Annotated in this window: 17 protein-coding genes; 10 read left to right on the top strand and 7 right to left on the bottom strand. The window is 66.9% G+C overall.

All coding sequences use genetic code 11. The features are described 5' to 3' along the window. Nucleotides 1–1,128, bottom strand: a 1,128-nt coding sequence (gene lplT / locus KYC_RS11410; RefSeq protein ID WP_043518164.1) for a lysophospholipid transporter LplT, incomplete at its 3' end; no start/stop codon positions are given. 264 nt (nucleotides 1,129–1,392) lie between these two features. Here lplT and smc point away from each other — a divergent pair. From smc to ligA, 3 genes are read left to right on the top strand one after another with little or no spacing between them, the layout of a single operon-like run. Beyond that, nucleotides 1,393–4,926: a chromosome segregation protein SMC gene (smc, locus tag KYC_RS11405; RefSeq protein ID WP_008162161.1), complete on the top strand. Its 3,534-nt coding sequence runs from the start codon at nucleotides 1,393–1,395 to the stop codon at nucleotides 4,924–4,926. Nucleotides 4,927–4,972: 46 nt separating this feature from the next. Further along, nucleotides 4,973–6,052 carry a cell division protein ZipA C-terminal FtsZ-binding domain-containing protein gene (locus KYC_RS11400; RefSeq protein WP_043518130.1) on the top strand — a complete coding sequence of 360 codons (1,080 nt, stop codon included), beginning with the start codon at nucleotides 4,973–4,975 and terminating at the stop codon, nucleotides 6,050–6,052. Continuing rightward, nucleotides 6,052–8,154 carry an NAD-dependent DNA ligase LigA gene (ligA, locus tag KYC_RS11395; protein WP_008162156.1) on the top strand — a complete coding sequence of 701 codons (2,103 nt, stop codon included), beginning with the start codon at nucleotides 6,052–6,054 and terminating at the stop codon, nucleotides 8,152–8,154. Before KYC_RS11400 ends, ligA begins: the two co-directional genes overlap by 1 nt. A 66-nt stretch (nucleotides 8,155–8,220) precedes the next feature. Here ligA and KYC_RS11390 read toward each other — a convergent pair whose 3' ends face one another. The 4 genes from KYC_RS11390 to msrB all read right to left on the bottom strand — a co-directional run bounded on the left by KYC_RS11390 (nucleotide 8,221) and on the right by msrB (nucleotide 10,329). After that, nucleotides 8,221–8,997 carry a peptidylprolyl isomerase gene (locus KYC_RS11390; protein ID WP_008162154.1) on the bottom strand — a complete coding sequence of 259 codons (777 nt, stop codon included), beginning with the start codon at nucleotides 8,995–8,997 and terminating at the stop codon, nucleotides 8,221–8,223. Nucleotides 8,998–9,014: 17 nt separating this feature from the next. Further along, nucleotides 9,015–9,284, bottom strand: coding sequence for a BolA family protein (locus KYC_RS28655; protein ID WP_008162145.1), 270 nt, complete (start codon nucleotides 9,282–9,284; stop codon nucleotides 9,015–9,017). A 61-nt stretch (nucleotides 9,285–9,345) separates the two neighbouring features. Continuing rightward, nucleotides 9,346–9,930: a septation protein A gene (locus KYC_RS11380; protein ID WP_008162144.1), complete on the bottom strand. Its 585-nt coding sequence runs from the start codon at nucleotides 9,928–9,930 to the stop codon at nucleotides 9,346–9,348. Continuing rightward, nucleotides 9,931–10,329: a peptide-methionine (R)-S-oxide reductase MsrB gene (gene msrB / locus KYC_RS11375; RefSeq protein ID WP_008162143.1), complete on the bottom strand. Its 399-nt coding sequence runs from the start codon at nucleotides 10,327–10,329 to the stop codon at nucleotides 9,931–9,933. It abuts the gene before it with no gap. Nucleotides 10,330–10,381: 52 nt separating this feature from the next. On the opposite strand from msrB, the gene KYC_RS11370 reads away from it, so the two are divergent. From KYC_RS11370 to KYC_RS11340, 7 genes are all read left to right on the top strand, one after another. Beyond that, nucleotides 10,382–11,059, top strand: coding sequence for an energy-coupling factor ABC transporter ATP-binding protein (locus tag KYC_RS11370; protein WP_008162142.1), 678 nt, complete (start codon nucleotides 10,382–10,384; stop codon nucleotides 11,057–11,059). Then, a complete protein-coding gene (locus tag KYC_RS11365) occupies nucleotides 11,056–11,652 on the top strand; it encodes an energy-coupling factor transporter transmembrane component T family protein (RefSeq protein ID WP_008162138.1) in 597 nt (198 codons plus the stop codon). Before KYC_RS11370 ends, KYC_RS11365 begins: the two co-directional genes overlap by 4 nt. Before the next feature lie 43 nt (nucleotides 11,653–11,695). After that, entirely contained in the window at nucleotides 11,696–12,253 is a 558-nt protein-coding gene (locus KYC_RS11360; RefSeq protein WP_008162136.1) for a biotin transporter BioY, read from the top strand. Nucleotides 12,254–12,501: 248 nt separating this feature from the next. After that, the gene (locus KYC_RS11355) at nucleotides 12,502–13,665 is read left to right on the top strand and encodes an ABC transporter substrate-binding protein (RefSeq protein ID WP_008162134.1); all 1,164 of its coding nucleotides are present in this window, start codon (nucleotides 12,502–12,504) and stop codon (nucleotides 13,663–13,665) included. A 180-nt stretch (nucleotides 13,666–13,845) separates the two neighbouring features. Beyond that, nucleotides 13,846–14,883 (top strand): branched-chain amino acid ABC transporter permease, encoded by a 1,038-nt coding sequence (locus tag KYC_RS11350; RefSeq protein WP_008162131.1) that lies wholly within the window; start codon nucleotides 13,846–13,848, stop codon nucleotides 14,881–14,883. A gap of 5 nt (nucleotides 14,884–14,888) precedes the next feature. Then, a complete protein-coding gene (locus KYC_RS11345; RefSeq protein WP_008162130.1) occupies nucleotides 14,889–16,724 on the top strand; it encodes a branched-chain amino acid ABC transporter ATP-binding protein/permease in 1,836 nt (611 codons plus the stop codon). Continuing rightward, the gene (locus tag KYC_RS11340) at nucleotides 16,724–17,485 is read left to right on the top strand and encodes an ABC transporter ATP-binding protein (protein ID WP_008162129.1); all 762 of its coding nucleotides are present in this window, start codon (nucleotides 16,724–16,726) and stop codon (nucleotides 17,483–17,485) included. Before KYC_RS11345 ends, KYC_RS11340 begins: the two co-directional genes overlap by 1 nt. Nucleotides 17,486–17,588: 103 nt before the next feature. Here the strand turns inward: KYC_RS11340 and KYC_RS11335 are convergent, their stop codons facing one another. Next, complete coding sequence (locus KYC_RS11335) at nucleotides 17,589–19,739, bottom strand: phosphocholine-specific phospholipase C (RefSeq protein ID WP_043518161.1); 2,151 nt, start codon at nucleotides 19,737–19,739, stop codon at nucleotides 17,589–17,591. Nucleotides 19,740–19,786: 47 nt separating this feature from the next. Next, nucleotides 19,787–20,503, bottom strand: coding sequence for an IclR family transcriptional regulator (locus KYC_RS11330; protein ID WP_008162119.1), 717 nt, complete (start codon nucleotides 20,501–20,503; stop codon nucleotides 19,787–19,789). Nucleotide 20,504: the final 1 nt, after the last annotated feature.

Here is a 20,504-nt window from a genome sequence, read left to right as displayed (position 1 = left end):
CGCCACCATCAGCAGGATGTTGAGCTGTTCGTTGAAATTCTGCACGGCGATCGAATGGCCCGCCGACAGCAGCACGTGACCGCGATGCTGGAGCAGGGCGTTCATGGGCACCACGAAGAAGCCGGCCAGGCCGCCGGTGAGCAGCAGCAGCAGGTAGACGCTCCAGGGCTGGTAGACCAGCGGCATCAGCAGCACGACCAGGCCCATGGCGGCGCCCACCGGCAGCACGGCCAGCGCGCGGCGCAGCGGAATGCGGCCCGCCAGGATGGACCCGACCACCGTGCCCAGGGCGGCCACGCCCATCAGCATGGACGCCTTGTCCAGCTGGTAGCCCAGGTGGCTGCGGCCCCATTCAATGACGATCAGCTGCAGCGTGGCGCCGGCGCCCCAGAACAGGGTGGTGACGGCCAGCGAAATCTGGCCCAGCTTGTCTTTCCAGAGCACGCAGACGTAACCCCAGAAGGTGCGAACGAGCCGGACGGGGTTTTTCTGCTGGGGCGGATAGCGCACATGGGTGCGCGGAATCATCAGGTTGCACAAAGCCGCCAACAGATAGACGAAGGCGATGACCAGGATCGCGGCCTCGGCCGGGGTGTGCACCAGGCTGCCTATAAAAGAGTGGCTGAGCAGGGCGGTGGAAACGGACGAGGAGATCAGCAGCCCGCCGAGCACCGTGCCCAGGATGATGGAGAAGACCGTCAGGCCCTCGATCCAGCTATTGCCCTTGACCAGCATGGTCGGGGGCAGCATTTCGGTGACGATGCCGTACTTGGCGGGGGAGTAGGCGGCGGCGCCGATGCCGACCACGCCGTAGGCGGCGCAAACCAGATACGTCTGGTATTCAGGGGCGATGCCGATGCTGGCATACGAGAACATCAGCAGACAGCCGGCCACCTTCAGGGCATTGGTGGAAAACATCACGCGGCCCTTGGGGTAGGAGTCCGCGATGGCGCCGACAAACGCGGCCAGCACGACGTAGGCCAACGCGAACGACCATTTCATCATGGGCGCCAACCAGTCCGGGCCGTGCAGTTCCTGTATCAAGGCGATCGCTGCAATGAACAGCGCATTGTCCGCCAATGACGAGAAGGCCTGCGCGGCCATGACCAGATAGAAACCACGTTTCAAGAATGTCCCCGTTCTGCGGCCAGAGCCTGGCCAGTCCGCGTGAAAATTATGTGTCGTGCCAAAAAGTGTCAGGGAGTATAGCCGGAGCGCCGGTGGGAGCCATTGCGCGTTTGCCCGCGGGTTGACCGTTGCCAGGCGCAGGGGAGAGACTGCCTGCGGTATCATACGACCCATATGAGAGCCGGCCCTTCTGGGGCCGGTTTGCAATCTGTGCGGCAGGTCCGTTAACGCCTTTCGTTCAACCCACCCCGTCGTCATCGTACTGTGCGTCTTACTCAGCTCAAACTCGCCGGCTTCAAGTCCTTCGTCGATCCCACCGTGATTCCCGTGCCCAGCCAACTGGTCGGCGTGGTGGGCCCCAATGGCTGCGGCAAATCGAACATCATCGACGCCGTGCGCTGGGTGCTGGGCGAGGCCAAGGCGTCGGAACTGCGCGGCGAGTCCATGCAGGACGTCATTTTCAACGGCTCCGGCAACCGCAAGCCGGCCGCGCGGGCATCCGTGGAAATGGTGTTCGACAACAGCGAGGGGCGCGCCGCCGGCCAGTGGAGCACCTACGCGGAAATCGCGGTGCGCCGCGTCCTGACCCGCGACGGCACCAGCAGCTACTTCGTCAACAACCAGCAGGTCCGCCGCCGCGACATCCACGACATCTTCCTGGGCACCGGCCTGGGCGCGCGCGGCTACGCCATCATCGGCCAGGGCATGATCAACCGCCTGATCGAGGCGCGTCCCGAAGAACTGCGGGTCTTCCTGGAAGAAGCGGCCGGCGTGTCGCGCTACAAGGAACGCCGCCGCGAGACCGAAAACCGCCTGTCCGACACGCGCGAGAACCTGACCCGCGTCGAAGACATCCTGCGAGAACTGAACAACCAGCTTGAAAAGCTGGAAGCCCAGGCCGAAGTGGCCACGCGCTACCGCGAGCTCCAGGCCGACGGCGAAAAGAAACAGCATTCGCTGTGGTTCCTGAAGGAAACCGGGGCCCGGGAAGAGCGCGCCAAAAAGACGCAGGAAATGGCGCAGGCCCAGAATGAACTGGAAGCCGCCATTGCCGGCCTGCGGGCGGGCGAAGCTGCGCTGGAGTCCCGGCGCCAGGCGCATTACGCCGCCAGCGACGCGGTCCACACCGCCCAGGGCGCCCTGTACGAGGCCAATGCCCAGGTCAGCCGCCTGGAAGCCGAGATCCGGCACGTGGTCGATTCCCGCAACCGCCTGCAGGCGCGCCGCGACCAGCTCCAGCAGCAGATCGCGGAATGGACCAGCCAGCGCGAACACTGCACCGAACAGATCGCCCAGGCCGAAGACGACCTGGCCGCCGCCGCCGCCCGCACCGAAGAGGCGCGCGCCACCGCGGAAGACGCCCAGGCGGGCCTGCCTTCCGTAGAACAGCGTGTGCGCGAGGCCGCCGCGGGCCGCGACGAGATGCGGGCCGCGCTTGCGCGCGTCGAACAGAACCTGGCCCTGGTGGCGCAAACCCAGCGCGACGCCGACCGCCAGATGCAGACCCTGGACCAGCGGCGCGAGCGCCTGCAGCAGGAACTGCGCGAATTGCACAGCCCGGACCCCGAGCGCCTGGAGCAACTGGCTGGCGACCGCGCGGCGGGCGAAGACCAGCTTGAAGCCGCCCAGGAAGAGCTGGCTGTCCTGGAAGGCCGCATCCCGGAAGCGGATGCCGAGCGCAGCCGCGCGCAGGCCGGCGCCCAGACCGAAGCGCAGAACCTGGCGCGCCTGGAAGCCCGCCTGTCGGCGCTGGTGAAGCTGCAGGAAGACGTGCAAAAGCAGGGCGCACTGGAACCCTGGCTGGCCAAGCACGAACTGGCCGGCCTGTCGCGCCTGTGGCAGAAGCTGCATATCGAGCCGGGCTGGGAAACCGCCCTGGAATCGGCTTTGCGCGAACGGATGGCCTCATTGGAGGTGCGCAACCTGGACTGGGCGCGCGCCTTCGCCGAAGACGCGCCGCCTGCCCGGCTGGCGTTCTACCAGTTGCCGGTGGCGGCCCCCACGCCGCCCGCGCCGGCCGGCCTGACGCCGCTGGCCAGCCTGCTGCGCATCACTGATCCTGACCTGCGCACGCTGCTGAACGAATGGCTGGCCGGCATCTATACCGCCACCGACGTCACCCAGGCCCTGGCCCAGCGCGCGAGCCTGCCCGCCGGCGCCGCCTGCGTGGTCAAGGGCGGCCACCTGGTCGATGCGCACAGCGTGCGCTTCTATGCGCCCGACTCCGAACAGGCCGGCCTGCTGGCCCGCCAGCAGGAAATCGAAAACCTTCAGCGCGAGATCAAGGCGCAGCAGCTGATCGCGGACCAGGCGCGCGCCGCCGTCGCGCGCGCCGAGGCCGCCTGGCAGCAGGTGTCCCAGGCCATCTCTCCGGCGCGCACCCGCGTGGCCGAGGTCACGCGCCGGGTGCACGACATCCAGCTGGAGCATTCGCGGCTGCAGCAGCAGGCCGAACAGTCCGGTGAACGCGCTTCGCGCCTGCGCCAGGACCTGGAAGAAATCAAGGCCCACGAGGAAGACCTGCGCGCCACCCGCGAAGAGGCCGAAGTCCGGTTCGAGACCCTGGACGAGGAACTGGCGGAGCATCAGTCCAAGTTTGCCGATGCCGAGATGGACGGCGAGACGCTGGCGGCGCAGGCCGAAGCGGCCCGCACCCGTCTGCGCGAGCTCGAGCGCGCCGCCCAGGAAGCCGAATTCGCCGAGCGCGGCATCCAGGTCCGCATCACCGATCTGCAGCGCAATCAGCAGCTGGCCGCCGACCAAAGCCAGCGCGGCGCGGTGGAGCTGGAACAATTGATGGGCGACCTGACCGAGCTGGACGCGTCCGCGTCCCAGGCCGGCCTGCAGGACGCCCTGGAAGCGCGCGCGGAACGCGAAGAAGCGCTGTCGCGCGCGCGCCAGGAAATGGAAAACATTGCCGCGCTGCTGCGCGGCGCCGACGAAGACCGCCAGCAGCAAGAGCAGACCCTGGAGCCGCGCCGCGCGCGCATCATGGAACTGCAGCTGCAGGAGCAGGCCGCCCGCCTGGCCGAAGAGCAGTTCACCGAACAGCTCAACGCGCGCGAAGTCGATCGCGAGGAACTGGCTCAGTTCCTGGCCAACCAGCCCGACGAATGGCGCCGCGCCAGCTGGCTGCAGCAGGAAGTCGGCCGCATTTCGCGCCAGATCGAAGCCCTGGGGTCGGTCAACCTGGCGGCGCTGGATGAATTGAACACCTCGCGCGAGCGCAAGGGCTTCCTGGATTCGCAGCACCAGGACCTGATGACGGCCATCGAAACCCTCGAAGACGCCATCCGCAAGATCGACCGCGAAACGCGCGAGCTGCTGCAAGAGACATTCAATATCGTCAACGGCCATTTCGGCGATCTCTTCCCCAAGCTGTTCGGCGGCGGCGAGGCCAAGCTGAGCATGACGGGCGAGGAAATTCTCGACGCCGGCGTGCAGGTCATGGCGCAGCCTCCCGGCAAGCGCAACAGCACCATTCACCTGCTCTCGGGCGGCGAAAAGGCGCTCACGGCCACCGCGCTGGTGTTTGCGCTGTTCAAGCTGAACCCCGCGCCGTTCTGCCTGCTGGACGAGGTGGACGCGCCGCTGGACGACGCCAATACCGAGCGCTACGCGAACCTTGTCGCCAACATGAGCGAGCAGACGCAGTTCCTGTTCATCTCGCACAACAAGATTGCGATGCAGATGGCCAAGCAATTGATCGGCGTAACCATGCAAGAGCAGGGGGTTTCGCGTATCGTTGCGGTAGACATAGATTCGGCCGTCCAGATGATGGCCTCCGAAGCGGCATAAACCCAATATTGAGAAAGGCGCCGCCTTCCAGGCGCGGGATTTACACATGAGTGATTTGCAGATCGGGCTGATTGCCCTGGGCGTCTTGCTGATACTGCTGGTGTTGGGATTCAACTGGTGGCAGGACCGCCGCGTCCGGCGCAAGATGCAGAGCCATTTCCCCACGTCCGAGCAGGATCCGCTGCTGGGCGCGGGAGCCGCCGGCGGCGCCGCAGCTGGCGCCACGCCGGCCGCGCCTCGCCGCGAACCCGGCATGGGCGGCGACAGCGCCCGCGCGCAGCCCGGCCAGCCTGCCCCGGTGGACCCTGGCAGCGATGCCGACGACGCCGAAGAACCCGATCCCGCCTGCGAAGTGGTCATCGAGATCAACTTCGCCGAAGCCGTGCGCGGCGCCGACCTGCTGCCCTACATGCAAAGCCTGCGCGCCGTGGGCCGCAAGCCCATGCGCGTGTTCGCCGAAACCGACCAGCGCCGCCACCGCGCGCGCGTCCATGCCGGCGAATCGTACGCGTCCATGCAACTGGCCGTGCTGCTGGCCAACCGCAGCGGTCCGCTCACCGCCATCGAATGGTCGCAGGCCTGGGCCCGCGCCCAGGACATGGCCGAACGCTTCGACGCCACAATTGAAGGCCCAGACCAGCAGGCGGTCCTGGAGCAGGGCGCTCGTCTGGACGACACCTGCGCCGCCCTGGATACCCAAGTCGGCCTGACCCTGCTGCTGGGTTCGGCCCAGCCGGCCGCCGAAGTGCTGGCCGTGGCGCGCGACACCGGCTTCGTGGCCGACGGCAACCGCCTGGCCTGGCCCGCCGAAAACGGCGTGGCGCGCTTCACGCTGGCGCGTGCCGACGGCGCCGCCTTTGATGCGGGCATGGGCGGTATCGAGCGCCTGTATCTGCTGCTCGACGTGCCGTGCAGCCCGGCGGACACCCGGGCGTTCGGACGCATGGTCGACGTGGGCCGGGATCTGGCTCAGCGCCTGCGCGCCGAACTGGTGGACGACCAGGGCAAGCCCCTGGCCGACGGTTCCGACATTGTCATCGACGAGCGCCTGCAGGTGTTGTTTGGCCAGCTTGAACAAGCGGGCCTGCCCGCCGGCAGCGAGCGCGCCCAGCGGGTGTTTTCCTGATGAGCAGCGGGTCTGGCGGTGAAAGCGCGGCGCAAGCCGCGGCGCGCCTGCGCACGGAAATCGAACAGCACAACGTCCGCTATTACGTCTACGACGAGCCTTCGGTCTCGGATGCCGAGTACGACGGGCTGATGCGGGAACTGCAGGCCCTCGAGGCCGAGCACCCGGAACTGGTGACGCCCGAATCCCCCACGCAGCGGGTTGGGGCCGCGCCCGTGTCCGCGTTTGGCAGCGTGCGCCATGTGGTGCCCATGCTGTCGCTGAACAACGCGTTCGACGAGGAAGAGGTCGCAGCATTCGACCGCCGCGTCGCCGACACGCTGCGGGGCGCCGGCATGCTGGGCCCGGCGCAGCAGCCCGACTATTTCTGTGAATTGAAGCTCGACGGTCTGGCCATCAGCCTGCGCTACGAGGACGGCCGCCTGGTGCAGGCCGCCACCCGCGGCGACGGCCAGACGGGCGAGGACGTCACGTCCAACATCCGCACGATCAAGGCGATACCCCTGCAGCTCAAGGGCGCGGCCCCGAGGGTGCTGGAGGTGCGCGGCGAAGTCCTGATGAACCGCGCCGACTTCGAAAAGCTGAACGAGGCCCAGGCCCGGCGTGACGAAAAGGTGTTCGTCAATCCGCGCAATGCGGCGGCGGGCAGCCTGCGCCAGCTCGATCCGCGCATCACGGCCAAGCGGCCCCTGCGCTTCTTTGCCTACGGCTGGGGCGAGGTCCACGGCCTGCCCGGCGCCCAGAGCGGCCTGTTCGACGAGGCATCGGCCGGCGCCGAACAGGCGTCGCAGCTGCCCGAAAAATCGCACGGCGCCATGCTGGAATGGCTGGCCAGTCTGGGCCTGCCGGTGAATGTCCTGCACAACCATCGGGCCACCGGCGCCGAAGGCCTCATGGCGTTCTACGCCAAGGTGGGCGCCATGCGCGCCAACCTGCCCTACGATATCGACGGCGTGGTCTACAAAGTGGACTCGCTGCCTGCGCAGAAGGTGCTGGGCTTCGTGGCCCGCGCCCCGCGCTTCGCGCTGGCGCACAAGTTCGCCGCCGAAGAGGCCACCACCACGCTGCTGGACATCGAAGTCCAGGTGGGCCGCACGGGCGCCATCACGCCCGTCGCGCGGCTCAAGCCCGTGTTCGTGGGCGGCGTCACTGTCACCAACGCCACGCTGCACAACGAGGACGAGATCCGGCGCAAGGACGTGCGCATCGGCGACACGGTCATCGTGCGCCGCGCCGGCGACGTGATTCCCGAAGTGCTGGCGCCGGTGCTGGAAAAGCGGCCGTCGGACGCACGGGAATTCGTCATGCCCACGGCATGCCCGGTCTGCGGATCCGCCATCGAACGCCTGGAAGACGAAACCATCGCGCGCTGCACCGGCGGCCTGTTCTGCGGCGCGCAGCGCAAGCAGACGCTGTGGCACGCCGCCAGCCGCAAGGCCCTGGACATCGAAGGTCTGGGCGAAAAGCTCGTGGACCAGCTGGTCGACAGCGGCCGCGTCAAGACGCTGGCCGACCTGTACAGCCTGCGCCCGCTGGAACTGGTGGGGCTGGACCGCATGGGCCAGAAATCGGCCGACAACCTGGTGGCGGCCATCGACAAGGCGCGGGCGCCCGGCCTGGCCAGGCTGTTGTTCGCGCTGGGCATCCGCCACGTGGGCGAGACCACGGCGCGCGACGTGGCGCGGCATTTCGGCAGCATCGACGCCATCATGGACGCCGATGAGGACGCCTTGTCCTCGGTGCCCGACGTGGGCCCGGTCGTGGCGGCATCCATCCGCCACTTCTTTGCCGAACAGCACAACCGCGACGTCATCGAACAGCTCAAGGCGCAGGGCGTGAACCCCGTGGCCGAAGCCGCGCCCCAGGGCACGACCCTGGCCGGCAAGACCTTCGTGCTGACCGGCACGCTGCCCAACTGGACACGCGAAGAGGCGTCCATGCATATCCAGGCGGCGGGCGGCAAGGTCAGCGGTTCCGTGTCCAAGAAAACGGCCTACCTGGTGGCGGGCGAGGATTCCGGCAGCAAGCTCGCCAAGGCCCAGGAACTGGGCGTGGCGGTGCTGGACGAAGACGGGCTGAAGGCGCTGCTGGGCATGTCCTGAACCCGGGTACGCGCCGTTAAAAAAAAACTGCCCGCATATGCGGGCAGTTTCTTGTCTGGCGTGGCCTTACTGGATCTTGGCCTTGTCGCGCAGCTGCTTCTGGTAGTCGGCCAGGGTTTGCTGGCGCAGCATTTCTTCCAGTTGCGGGCGAACCTGGTCCAGCGGCGGGAATTCGACCGGACGGGTGTCGTCGACCATGATGATGTGCCAGCCGAACTGGGTCTGCACCGGCTTGTCCACCAGTTGGCCCTTCTTCAGCTGGGTCACGGCCTGCGCGAACGGCTGGACGTAGTTCGTCGGGGGAGCCCAACCCAGATCGCCACCCTTTTCGGCGCTGCCGGGATCCTTGGAGTTCTTCTTGGCCAGGTCGTCGAACTTGCTCTTGTTGCTCTTGATCTGGGCCAGCAGGTCATTCGCCGTCTTCTCGTCTTCGACGAGGATGTGGCGGACCTTGTATTCCATCTTGCCGGCTTGTTCCTTCTTGATCTTCTCGTATTCGGCAGTGACCTTGGCGTCGGAAACCGGGTTCTTCGCCAGGTAGTCGGCCATCAGGGCGCGAACCAGGATGCCTTGGCGGGCGAGTTCGATTTCGGTCTGGACGTCGGCCTGCTTGGCGATTCCGCTGGATTCGGCGGCTTGCACGAAGATCTGGCGGTTGATCATTTCCTGCTTGACCTGTTCGCGCAGTTGGGGCGAATCGGTGGCGCCCTGGCTGACCAGGAGCTTGACGAATTGATCCAGACTCTTTTGCGGGATGGCCTTGCCGTTGACGGTAGCCACGTTTTGCGCAAAAGCCGGCACGGCGATGACGCAGGCCGCAGCCAGCATGACGATGCGTTTCATGAATATCCTTTTACTTTCTATTTGGGAGCCTGGGCGTCAAGCGCAAGCGCATGAATCGGATAGGGGATCAAATCTTGCAAATGATGATACACCAGCCGGTGTCGCGCGACCGGCGAGAGCCCCGCAAAGCAAGACGCTACGATGATTACGCGATAGTGGCCGGCGCCGTTATTACTGCCTTCGTGGCCGGCATGCAAATGCGAGTCGTCAAGGATGTCCAGGCTGAGCGGTTCCAGGGCGGCAAGCCGTTCCCGGATCAGGGCGATGCGATCGGTGGTTTCTGACATGGAGGCGGGGGGAAAGTTCCGGCGCGCCGGCCTGGCGGCCGGCGCATGGGAAGGAGGGGGATCAGGGCTTGCCGGGCGGCGTCGCGCCGGGGCCGGAAGGCGTGTTTTCCTCGGTCTGGATGTGCTTGCCCAGCCACAACGACTGCCCGATCACGAACACGATCATCAGGCCCATCAGGCCGAAGGCCTTGAAGCTGACCCACTGCGATTCGGTGAAGTGCCCCGAGAACGCTACATACAGATTGAGCGCGCCGGCGACCAGGAAGAAGGCTGCCCAAATCATGTTGAGCTTGTCCCAGGCCGCGTCAGGCAGCTGGATCTGTTTTTCCATCAGGCGCCGGATCAGGTTGCGGCCAAACAACAGGCGGGCGAACACCAGCGCGCCGCCGAACAACCAGTACAGCACGGTGGGCTTCCACTTGATGAAGACGTCGCTGTGCAGCCAGATGGTCGCGCCGCCGAACACCAGAATGACCGTGAGGTTGATCCAGTGCATGGCTTCGGTGGGGCGGCCGGTCGCCTTGAGCCAGACGATCTGAGCCACGGCAGCGGCCATGGCGACGCCCGTGGCGGTGAAGATGTCCGTGTACCTGTAAGCGATGAAGAACAGGAGCAGCGGAAAAAGGTCGAACAGAAACTTCTTCATTCAGTCTTCTATGGGTTCAAACGTCATCGACAGGGAATTGATGCAGTAGCGCAGGCCGGTGGGCTCGGGGCCGTCGGGAAAGACGTGGCCCAGGTGCGAGTCGCACACGTTGCACAGCACTTCGGTGCGCACCATGCCGTGGCTGGTGTCGCGTTCCTCGCGCACCAGTTCGGGGTCCAGCGCCTGGAAGTAGCTGGGCCAGCCGCAGCCGGCGTCGAATTTGGTGTCGGATGCGAACAGCGCCGTGCCACAGCCCACGCAGCGGTAGATGCCGTGCGTGAAAGTATCCCAGTAGCGCCCTGTGAAGGCGCGTTCGGTACCCTTTTGCCGGGTGACCACGTATTCTTCCGGGGAAAGCTGGGCGCGCCATTCGGCGTCGGTTTTGCGTACTTTTTCCATATCAGCTCTTGGAGTCGCGATGCCCGAAATGGTTCGGGCATAATCCCGCCCCATGTTAATCGAGTTTGACCAGGCGGTAGTATCCACGCCCCAGGCGGAAGTGCTGCGCGGGGTGAGCGCGACCCTGGCCGAGCGCCGCATCGGCATCGTCGGCCCCAATGGCGCCGGCAAGAGCACGCTGGCGCGCCTGATCAACGGGCTGGTCATGCCCTCGTCGGGCAGCGTTCGCGTGGACGGCCTGGACACGCGCAAGGATCTCAAGGCCGTTCGGGGACGGGTCGGCTTCGTCTTCCAGAACCCCGAAAACCAGATCGTCTTTCCCATCGTGCGCGAAGACCTGGCGTTCGGGCTCAAGCGCCTTGCGCCCGACCGCGGGCAGCGTGAATCCCTGATCGAATCCCGCCTTGGCAGCCTGGGCGTGGGCCATCTGGCGGATCGCAGCAGCCACACCCTGTCCGGCGGCGAGCGCCAGCTGGTGGCGCTTGCCGCGGTGCTCGTCATGGAGCCCGCGCTGGTCGTGTTCGACGAGCCCACCACCCAGCTGGACCTGCGCAACCGCAACCGCGTGCGCGCGGCCATCGCCGGGCTGCCGCATGACGCCATCGTCGTCAGCCACGACCTGGAGCTGCTGGAGGATTTCGACCGGGTGCTGGTCGTGCGCGACGGCTTGATCGCCGCGGACGACACGCCCGCGCAGGCTTTGCGCTGGTACCGGGAACACTGCGGATGATGGAGCCGCTGTACGTTCCCGGCGCTACGCCCTTGCACCGGCTGCCGGCCTGGCTCAAGCTGGCGGCCCTGATGGCGGCGGGGGCGGGCCTGTTCGTGTTGCGAGCCCCAGGCTGGCTGGCGCTGGCTTTTGGCCTGTCGGCGGCATTGGTCTGGTCCACGGGCGTGGCCTGGGCGGCCGTGTGGCGCCAGGTGCGCGGACTGCTCTGGGTGTTGCTGGCCGTGGCGCTCTTCACAGGCTGGTTCCAGGGCCCCATGGAGGCGCTGGCCGTGGTGCTGCGCGTGGCGGCGATGGTCGGCCTGGCGCTGGCCGTTACCCTGGCCACCCGCACGTCCGACCTGATCGCGGTCTGCGAGAAGGCGCTCAAGCCCCTGGAACGCACGGGGCTGGTGGATGCGGAAAAAGTGGCGCTGGCGCTGGCGCTGGCGCTGCGCTTCGTGCCCGAGATCTGGCGCAATTTCCAGGAAATCCGCGAAGCGCAGGCGGCGCGCGGACTGGGCGCGAATCCTGTCGCGCTGATCGTGCCGCTGATTGTGCTGACGTTGAAGCGGGCCCAGGAAGTTGCGGAAGCCATCGACGCGCGCAGTCCCTGACGGGGCGCGCACGGATTTTCAAAAAGGTCACAAGGGGGAAATCATGAAATCCAACAATACGGTGCTGGTCGCGCTGTTCGCGGCGCTGATCGTCGTCCTGAGCCTGATGCCGCCGATCCCGATGCCCGGCATCCCGGTGCCCATTACATTGCAGACGCTGGGGGCCATGCTGGCCGGCGCCATGCTGGGACCCGTCCGGGGGGCGCTGGCCTGCCTGCTGTACCTGGCGCTGGCGGCTGTCGGCCTGCCCGTGCTGCCCGGCGGCCGTGGCGGACTTGGCGCCTTCTTCGGCCCCACCGGCGGCTTTCTCTTTGGCATGGTGGCGGGCGCCTTCGTGACGGGTTGGCTTGCGCGCCGCCTGGCCGCGCGCGCATCGCGCACCTGGATGGGCCTGGCCGGCTACGTGGCGGCGTGCGTCGTCGGCGGCATCGTGGTCGTGTACGCCTTTGGGGTGCCATGGCTGGCGGTCGTGGCGAAGATGGACCTCGGCAAGGCCGCGGCCGCAGTGGCGGTTTTCCTGCCCGGAGACCTGGTCAAGGCCGTGGTGGCCGCGTTCGTCGCGTCGCGGGTGGAACGCGTGTGGCCGGTGCTGGGGCGCTGAGGGCGCCAAAGACCCTGGCGTGCCAAGGGAATCCCCCAACTGACGCCTGCCACCCTTTCAAGTACAAGTTCGCCATTAACAAATGCGTTCGCCAAAACGTGGTTTCCGTAGCACATCAGGGAATTACCGTAGTTGCGCCAGGTCATCTGATACTGTTTTAACCATATAATATTTTTTTCTGTATAACTTTAAACAGGCTCGCTTCGCCTCGTTCGAGGCACATAAGAGCCACCACAGGAGACAAAAATATGCGCAAGCACTTCGGCTTGTCCGCGGCCGCGGCCGCTGTAGCCCTGACTCTGCCGCTTCTGGCGAGCGCACAGGTCAAGGTAGGCGTCACGGTGGCCAGCACCGGCCCCGCCGCCTCGCTGGGGATTCCCGAGCGCAATACGGTTGCCCTGCTGCCCAAGGAAGTGGCCGGCCAGAAGATCGAATGGATCGTCCTGGACGACGCCACCGACACGACGCAAGCCGTCAAGAACTCGCGCAAGCTGGCGTCCGACGACAAGGTCGACGTGCTGATCGGCACGTCCATCACGCCGGGCTCGCTGGCCATGGTGGACGTGGCTGCCGAGGCCAAGGTCCCGATGATCAGCGTGGCCGCCAGCGCCAAGATCGTCGAACCCGTGGACGACAAGCGCCGCTGGGTGTTCAAGACTCCGCAGAATGACGCCCTGATGGCCGGCGCCCTGGCCGACGCCATGGCCAAGTCCAAGGTCAAGACCTTGGGCTTCATCGGCTTTGCCGACGCCTACGGCGACGGCTGGCTCGACGTGATGCAGAAGGCCGCCAAGGCCAAGGGCATCGAGATCGTCGCCATCGAAAAGTACGGCCGCACCGACACCAGCGTGACGGGCCAGGTGCTCAAGCTGGTCGGCGCAAAGCCCGACGCCATCCTGATCGCCGGCGCCGGCACCCCGTCCGCGCTGCCGCAAAAGGAACTGAAGGCCCGTAACTACGGCGGCACCATCTACCAGACCCACGGCGCCGCCAACAACGACGTGCTGCGCGTCTGCGGCAAGGACTGCGACGGCATGCTCCTGCCCGCCGGCCCGCTGCTGGTCGCCGCGCAACTGCCCGACAGCAACCCGGTCAAGAAGTCGGCCCTGGCTTACGTCGAAACCTACGAAAAGGCCAATGGCGCCGGTTCGACCAACACGTTCGGCGGCCACATGTGGGATGCCGGCCAACTGGTGGTCGCAGCGCTGCCGGTGGCGTTGAAGTCGGGCGCCAAGCCTGGCACGCCCGAATTCCGCGTCGCCATGCGCGATGCGCTGGAAGGCATCAAGGACCTGGCCGTCTCGCAAGGCGTGTTCAACATGTCGCCCACCGACCACGCCGGCTTCGACGAGCGTTCGCGCGTCATGGTCAAGGTGGAAAACGGCAAGTGGGTTTACCAGCCCGGTCTGTAAATTCCCAGGATTGCCCGATCGCGGGCCGCCCGATCCACGGGCGCCCGGTGCGCGGCGGCGGCTGAAAGGCAACCGCCGCGCAGGGCCCGGCAGTACTTCGCACCGGCCTTTCCGGCCGGTGTGTCGTATCAGTGTTCCGGGTGGGGCCGGAACACCAAGAAACCACAAGGTAGTTGTTAGATGGATTCATCAATTGCGCTGATCCTGCTGCAAGACGGTGTCGTCAACGGCGCCATCTATGCCCTCCTGGGCATGGCTCTGGTGCTGGTTTTCGCCGTTACGCGCGTCATTTTCATTCCCCAGGGCGAGTTTGTGGCGTTCGGCGCCCTGACCCTGGCCATGCTGGTGGACGGCAAAGTGCCGGGCACCGCCTATCTCCTGCCGCTGTTGGGCCTGGTGTGCCTGGCGCTTGAGCTGCTGCGCGCGCTGCGCACCCGCAGCGCCGCCGGCCTGCCCAAAGCCGTGCTTACGTGCCTCGTCCTGCCGCTGGCATTGTTCTGGCTCACGAAAAGCTATACCGCCGCGGACAACTCGCTGTGGCTGAACATGCTGCTGACGCTGTTCCTGGTGATCCCGATGGGGCCGATGGTCTATCGCGTCGTCTACCAGCCGCTGGCCGAAGCCACCGTCCTGGTGCTGCTGATCGTGTCCGTCGCCGTGCACTTCGCGCTCATGGGCCTGGCGCTCGTGTTCTTCGGCGCCGAGGGCTGGCGCACGCCGGCCTTCGTCAGCGGGCAAGTCGATCTTGGATTCATGACCTGGTCCGCGCAAAGCCTGTTCGTGGTCGCCACCTGCGCGCTGCTCATCCTGGCCCTGTGGCTGTTCTTCGGCAAGACGCTGTACGGCCGCGCGCTGCGCGCCACCGCCGTCAACCGCCGCGGCGCGCGCCTGGTGGGCATCAGCACCAACATGTCGGGTTCGCTGACGTTCACGCTTGCCGTGGGCATCGGCGCCGTGTCCGGCATGCTGATCGCGCCCATCACCACCGTCTACTACGACACCGGTTTCCTCATCGGCCTGAAGGGCTTCGTGGGCGCCATCATCGGCGGCCTGGCCAGCTATCCCATCGCGGCGGCGGGTTCGCTGCTGGTCGGCGTGCTGGAATCGTTCTCGTCCTTCTGGGCCAGCGCCTATAAGGAAGTGATCGTTTTCACCCTGATCATCCCGGTTCTGGTCTGGCGTTCGTTCAGCACCCATCACGCGGACGAAGAGGAATAAAAGCCATGAACCGCATTCTGCTTGCTGTATTTCTCGTCGTCCTGGCGGCATTGCCGCTGGTGTCGGCCACGCCCGAGTTCTGGGTGACGCAACTCAACTACATCGGGCTGGCCAGCCTGGTCGTGCTGGGCCTGGTGCTGTTGACCGGCGTTGGCGGCCTGACGTCGTTCGGCCAGGCGGCCTTTGTCGGCCTGGGCGCCTACACCACCGCCTACCTGACCACGCAGTACGACGTGTCGCCCTGGCTGGCGCTGCCCGCGGGGCTGGTGCTGACCGCCGTCGTGGCCTATCTGCTGGGCGCGATCACGCTGCGCCTGTCGGGTCACTATCTGCCCCTGGGCACCATCGCCTGGGGCCTGTCGCTGTATTACCTGTTTGGCAACATCGACTGGCTGGGCAAGCATGACGGCATCGCCGGCATCGAGCCCATCAGCATCTTCGGCATCTCGCTGGCCAGCGGCCGCCACATCTACTTCCTGATCTGGGCGTGTGTGCTGCTGGCGCTCTGGGCTACGCGCAACCTGCTCAACTCGCGTCCGGGGCGCGCCATCCGCGCGCTCAAGAGCGGGGCGGGCATGGCCGAGTCCATGGGCGTCAACACGGCGGCCTACAAGATCGTCATCTTCGTGTGGGCGGCCTTGCTGGCCTGCCTGTCGGGCTGGCTCTACGCCCACATGCAGCGTGCCGTCAGCCCCAGCCCCTTCGGCCTGAACTACGGCATCGAGTACCTGTTCATGGCGGTGGTCGGCGGCGCCGGTTACGTCTGGGGCGCCTTGCTCGGCTCCAGCGTCATCCTGGTGCTGAAGGACCAGTTGCAGAACCTGCTGCCCAAGTTGCTGGACACCAACGCCAACTTCGAGATGATCGTCTTTGGCGTCCTGCTGATCCTGATGCTGCAATTCGCCCGCAACGGCCTGTGGCCGATCCTGGCGGGCTGGTGGAGCAACATCACCGGCGCGAACGGCTCGCGGCGCAACCTGGCGCCGCCCGCCGCGGCGCCGGCGCTCCCGGCGCGCGAACGCCCGCAACCGGGCCAGGTGGTGCTGGAAGTCGACGCCATCCGCAAGGAATTCGGCGGCCTGGTCGCTGTCAACGACATCTCCTTCAAGGTCAGCTCTGGCGAAATCATGGGCCTGATCGGGCCCAACGGCGCCGGCAAGAGCACTACCTTCAACCTGATCAGCGGCGTGCTGCCGGTGACTCGCGGCCAGGTCACGTTCATGGGCCAGCGCATCGACAGCCGCTCGGCGCGCGAGATCGCCAAGCTGGGCGTGGGCCGCACGTTCCAGCACGTGCAGTTGCTGCCCGGCATGACCGTGCTGGAAAACGTGGCGCTGGGCGCGCATCTGCGCTCTGACGTCGGCGTGTTGTCCGGCGCCTTGCATTCGGACCGCGCCCGCGAGGCGCAGCTCTTGCACGAGGCCGCCCAGCAGCTCAAGCGCGTGGGCCTTGGCGAGTATCTGTACGAACAGGCCGGCAACCTGGCGCTGGGCCAGCAGCGCATCCTGGAAATCGCGCGGGCGCTTGCCTGCGATCCGGTGCTGCTGTTGCTGGACGAACCGGCCGCCGGCCTGCGCTACAAGGAAAAGCAAGACCTGGCGCGTGTGCTCGAGCAGCTGCGCGCCGAGGGCATGAGCATTCTGCTTGTCGAACATGATATGGATTTTGTGATGCGCCTGACCAACCACCTCGTGGTGATGGATTTCGGCACCAAGCTGGCCGAAGGCGTGCCGGCCGACGTGCAAAAGAACCCGGCGGTGCTGGAAGCCTACCTGGGCGGCATCGACGACGACCTGCCCGAAGCGGACCAGGCCAAGCCCGTGCCCGCGGGAGGCGTGTGATGAGCGCAACGAATTCCCCCGTCCTCGAAGTCAGCAACCTGTCGGCCCGCTACGGTAAGGTCGGCGCGCTGGTCGGCGCCACGCTGTCCGTTCCCGCCGGCAGCATCGTTACGGTGATCGGCGCCAACGGCGCCGGCAAGTCCACCATGCTGAACGCCATCATGGGATCGCTGCCCCAGACCGGCCATGCGGCCGGCACGGTCCAGTACGCCGGCAGCGACGTGTCGGGCTGGCAGGTCGAGCGCCGCGTGGCGGCCGGCATGTCGCTGGTGCCCGAGCGCCGCGAACTGTTCGGCACGATGTCCGTGGAAGACAACCTGCTGCTGGGCGGCTTTCGCCGTTACCGGGCCCGCGAAAGCGGCTGGCGCGACACGCTGAATGAAGTCTTCGACCTGTTCCCGCGCCTGCGTGAACGGCGCGCCCAGCAGGCCGGCACCCTGTCCGGCGGCGAGCGTCAGATGCTCGCGGTCGGCCGCGCGCTCATGGCCAAGCCAACCTTGCTGATGCTCGACGAGCCCAGCCTGGGCCTGGCGCCGCGCATCGTGCGCGAGATCTTCCACATCATCGCGCGCCTGCGCGAGACCGGCGTGGCGATCCTGCTGGTCGAACAGAACGCCCGCGCGGCGCTGCAGGTGGCGGACTACGGCTACGTGCTGGAAACCGGCGAAGTCATCCTGCACGGTCCTGCGCGCGAACTGGCCGGCGACCCCAAGGTCATCGAAAGCTACCTGGGGCTGGGCAAGGGCGCCGAGGCCGCCTGACCTCGCACGCGCACATGCGCAAGAACGCCGGAGGCCGCGAGGCGCCGGCGTTTTTTTTTGCGACCGGCCGCGGCCGCCCGGCACGACGCCGCGCCGGCCGGCTTCATGCGTGGGGTGTCCATTGCAGTATCAGTTCTTGTCCCATCGCGGGATCCGAAGTGGAATGGGCGCCGTTCTCGATGCGTCCGGCCAGACGGCGCAGGTATGACGGATCTTCTTTGTCATGCACGCTCAAGTCGTACCAGCCGCCGGTGCGGGACATATCCCACGACAGGCTGAGGGTCTGTCCGGCCGCCAGGGCGACCTCGGATTCGCGCGGGTAGTCATAGGCGTTGGCTGCAATGCGGCACGCGCGCGGGCGGGCGTCGGGATTGTGCAGCGTAAGCCGCAACGGCGCGCCTGGGCCCTCGTAGTCGGCGGCGGCCTGCAGCGCCGGCGCGGCAGCCTGCCCGGCATTCCCGGCGCAATGCCGGTGAAAGCCGTTTGGGCCCAGCACCCACAGGTCATAGCGGCCATCGCCGGCGGCGTTCCAGGATCCCTCCAGTTCCTTGCCGGACTCCACGGTATAGCGGCGGGGGCCGCTTTCCAGATCGAGACGGTTGTAGACGTGCAGCACCGCGCCGGCCGCGCCCGTATTCCTGAAACGCAGCTGGACGCGGCCGTCCTGCACGCGGGCATCCGTGTGCAGCGCGTAGGGCAGCGCGCGCGACGGCCGGACGCCCGTCTCTTGCCGGGCCAGGCCGGGCGACAGCGGCGCCGGCGGCTTGACCGTGCCGGGCAGCGCGGCGGCCTGCGCCGCGCGCTCGGCGGTGGCGGGCAGCCCGCGCAGGAGGTCCTGGTGGTCCGGCGCGGCGAAATCGAAGATTGACGTCAGGTCGCCGCAGACGGCCCGGCGCCAGGGCGAGATATTGGGCTCGGCCACGCCGAAGCGCCGCTCCACGAAGCGCAGCACCGAAGTGTGGTCGAACACCTGGGAATTGACCCAGCCGCCCTTGGTCCAGGGCGACAGCACATACATGGGCACACGCGGTCCCAGGCCATAGACCCCGTGCAGGTGCGCCGGCGTGTCATCCTTTTCCACGCCGGCCAGGTGCTCGTGGTATTCGCCGGCCGTGTCCGCCGTGGATGCGCCGGCGAGTTCGCCCGCGGCTTTGCGCGAGGGTGGCGCAGGCGGGGGCATGTGATCGAAGAAGCCGTCGTTCTCGTCGAACATCAGCAAGAGGACAGTCTTGCTCCACACTTCTGGATTCGCCGTCAGCGCGTCCAGCACGCGCGCCGTGTAGTCCGCGCCCTGGGCCGGGCTGGACGGGCTGGGGTGTTCGGAGCCTGCCTTGGTGGCGCAGATCCACGTCACTTGCGGCAGCGCGCCATCCAGCACGTCCTGGCGCAGCAGGTCCAGGTCGCGGGTGGTCAGCGCCTTGTCCTTCAATGCCGCCATGGATCCGGGCAGGCCCTGATAGGCGTCGCGGTAGGCCTTGAACCCGGCGGTGGGATTGAGCGAATAGTTGTCCGCCATGTTCTGGTAGATGCGCCAGGTGACGCCGGCGCGCTCCAGTCTTTCGGGATAGGTGGTCCAGGTATAGGCGCCCGCGGGATCGCCGCCCGTGAGCTTGTTGTAGACGTTCCCCAGGGCCGGTCCGTTGCCTTTGGCCAAGCCATCGTTGGTGCCGCTCCAGAGAAACAGCCGGTTGGTGTTGGTGCCGCCGGTGAATGAGCAGTGGTAGGCGTCGCACACGGTGAAGGCGCGGGCCATCGCGTACTGGAAGGGCATGTCCGCTTCCGTGTAGTACGCCATCGAATGGTTCTTCTTGGCGGCCGGCCAGCCGCCCATGCGGCCCGCGTCCCAGGCGTCCTGCGCGTTGGACCAGGTGTGCGGCGTGCTGGCCACGCGCATGGTCTCGTAGGCCTCGCGCGTGTCCAGGCGGTAAGGCAGTACAGTGCGCGGCGCGCCCTCGTCGGGCTTGCCGTTGTACTGCGCCCAGACCGTGCGATGGCGCGCATCCGGGCTGTCCGGCACGGGAATCGGAAAACGGTCGCCAAAGCCGCGCACGCCCGCCAGCCCGCCGAAGTAGTGGTCGAACGAGCGGTTTTCCTGCATGAAGATCACGATGTGCTCGACATCGCGGATCGTGCCCGTGCGGTGGTTGGCGGGAATGGCCAGTGCGCGGCGGATCGCCGCGGGAAACAGCGCCAGCGCGCTGCTGGCGCCGGCTAAGGCGGCGCTGTTGCGGAGGAAATTGCGTCTGCTGTTCATGGGCTGGCCCGACGATCGGAAGCCCACAGCGTACGCCGGATTTCCTGTTATTTGCCTGACGGCCAGCGTCCGCCCAGTGCGCGGGTGGCTTCGGCCGCGGCGTCCTGCACGAGCTTGGACATTTTCTTGACGGCGGCGGGCGTGTAGCGCTCTTTGGGGCCCGACAGGGAAATTGCGCCGCAGAGGTCGCCGTCGGGGCCGAACACGGGGCTGGCCACCGCCGCGCAGTTCGGATCGCGCTCGCCCATCGACGTGAGCATCAGGCCGGCCTGCGCGGCCGACTGGCCTTCAACCAGATAGGCGGTGAGCAGCTTGCCCGCCGCGCCCTTGTCCAGGGGCAGCAAGTCGCCGACACGGATGCGGTCCAGGGTGGAATGATGCGAATCCACCCGCAGCAGGCACACGCGCGATTGCGCGTCGTGGTAGACGTGGAACGATGCGCTTTCGGTGCCCTTGTCGACCAGCCCCTGCAACAGGGGCAGAATGGTTTCGGTAAGCCGGTAGGTGGCCTCATAGGCGCGGCCCAGATGGTGCGCGTAAGGCCCCAGGGCGTAACGGCCGTCGGCGCGGCGCACCACCAGGGCTGCCTTTTCAAGCGAAGCAATGAGCCGCAGGAGCGTGCTCTTGTAGAACCCCGTGGCCCGGGAAAGATCGGCAAGCGTGATCGGGTCGGTGCGCTGCGCGACGGCCCCGACGATGGTCAGGGCGCGTTCGACGGCGGCGACGCCGTCGGTGGAATTGTCCTGAGTAGGGGTGCGACTCATT

The sequence above is a fragment of the Achromobacter arsenitoxydans SY8 genome (assembly GCF_000236785.1).
GTDB lineage: Bacteria > Pseudomonadota > Gammaproteobacteria > Burkholderiales > Burkholderiaceae_B > Achromobacter > Achromobacter arsenitoxydans.
This window is presented reverse-complemented; position numbering and strand designations above follow the sequence as displayed.

Bases quoted from the DNA above. Each gene is read 5' to 3' on its own strand.
- KYC_RS11370 (WP_008162142.1), top strand. From the start codon at position 10,382: ATGTTAATCGAGTTTGACCAGGCGGTAGTATCCACGCCCCAGGCGGAA.
- KYC_RS11360 (WP_008162136.1), top strand. From the start codon at position 11,696: ATGAAATCCAACAATACGGTGCTGGTCGCGCTGTTCGCGGCGCTGATC.
- KYC_RS11335 (WP_043518161.1), bottom strand. From the start codon at position 19,739: ATGAACAGCAGACGCAATTTCCTCCGCAACAGCGCCGCCTTAGCCGGC.
- ligA (WP_008162156.1), top strand. From the start codon at position 6,052: ATGAGCAGCGGGTCTGGCGGTGAAAGCGCGGCGCAAGCCGCGGCGCGC.
- KYC_RS11355 (WP_008162134.1), top strand. From the start codon at position 12,502: ATGCGCAAGCACTTCGGCTTGTCCGCGGCCGCGGCCGCTGTAGCCCTG.
- KYC_RS11390 (WP_008162154.1), bottom strand. From the start codon at position 8,997: ATGAAACGCATCGTCATGCTGGCTGCGGCCTGCGTCATCGCCGTGCCG.
- msrB (WP_008162143.1), bottom strand. From the start codon at position 10,329: ATGGAAAAAGTACGCAAAACCGACGCCGAATGGCGCGCCCAGCTTTCC.
- KYC_RS11350 (WP_008162131.1), top strand. From the start codon at position 13,846: ATGGATTCATCAATTGCGCTGATCCTGCTGCAAGACGGTGTCGTCAAC.
- KYC_RS28655 (WP_008162145.1), bottom strand. From the start codon at position 9,284: ATGTCAGAAACCACCGATCGCATCGCCCTGATCCGGGAACGGCTTGCC.
- KYC_RS11340 (WP_008162129.1), top strand. From the start codon at position 16,724: ATGAGCGCAACGAATTCCCCCGTCCTCGAAGTCAGCAACCTGTCGGCC.
- KYC_RS11330 (WP_008162119.1), bottom strand. From the start codon at position 20,503: ATGAGTCGCACCCCTACTCAGGACAATTCCACCGACGGCGTCGCCGCC.
- KYC_RS11365 (WP_008162138.1), top strand. From the start codon at position 11,056: ATGATGGAGCCGCTGTACGTTCCCGGCGCTACGCCCTTGCACCGGCTG.
- KYC_RS11345 (WP_008162130.1), top strand. From the start codon at position 14,889: ATGAACCGCATTCTGCTTGCTGTATTTCTCGTCGTCCTGGCGGCATTG.
- KYC_RS11380 (WP_008162144.1), bottom strand. From the start codon at position 9,930: ATGAAGAAGTTTCTGTTCGACCTTTTTCCGCTGCTCCTGTTCTTCATC.
- KYC_RS11400 (WP_043518130.1), top strand. From the start codon at position 4,973: ATGAGTGATTTGCAGATCGGGCTGATTGCCCTGGGCGTCTTGCTGATA.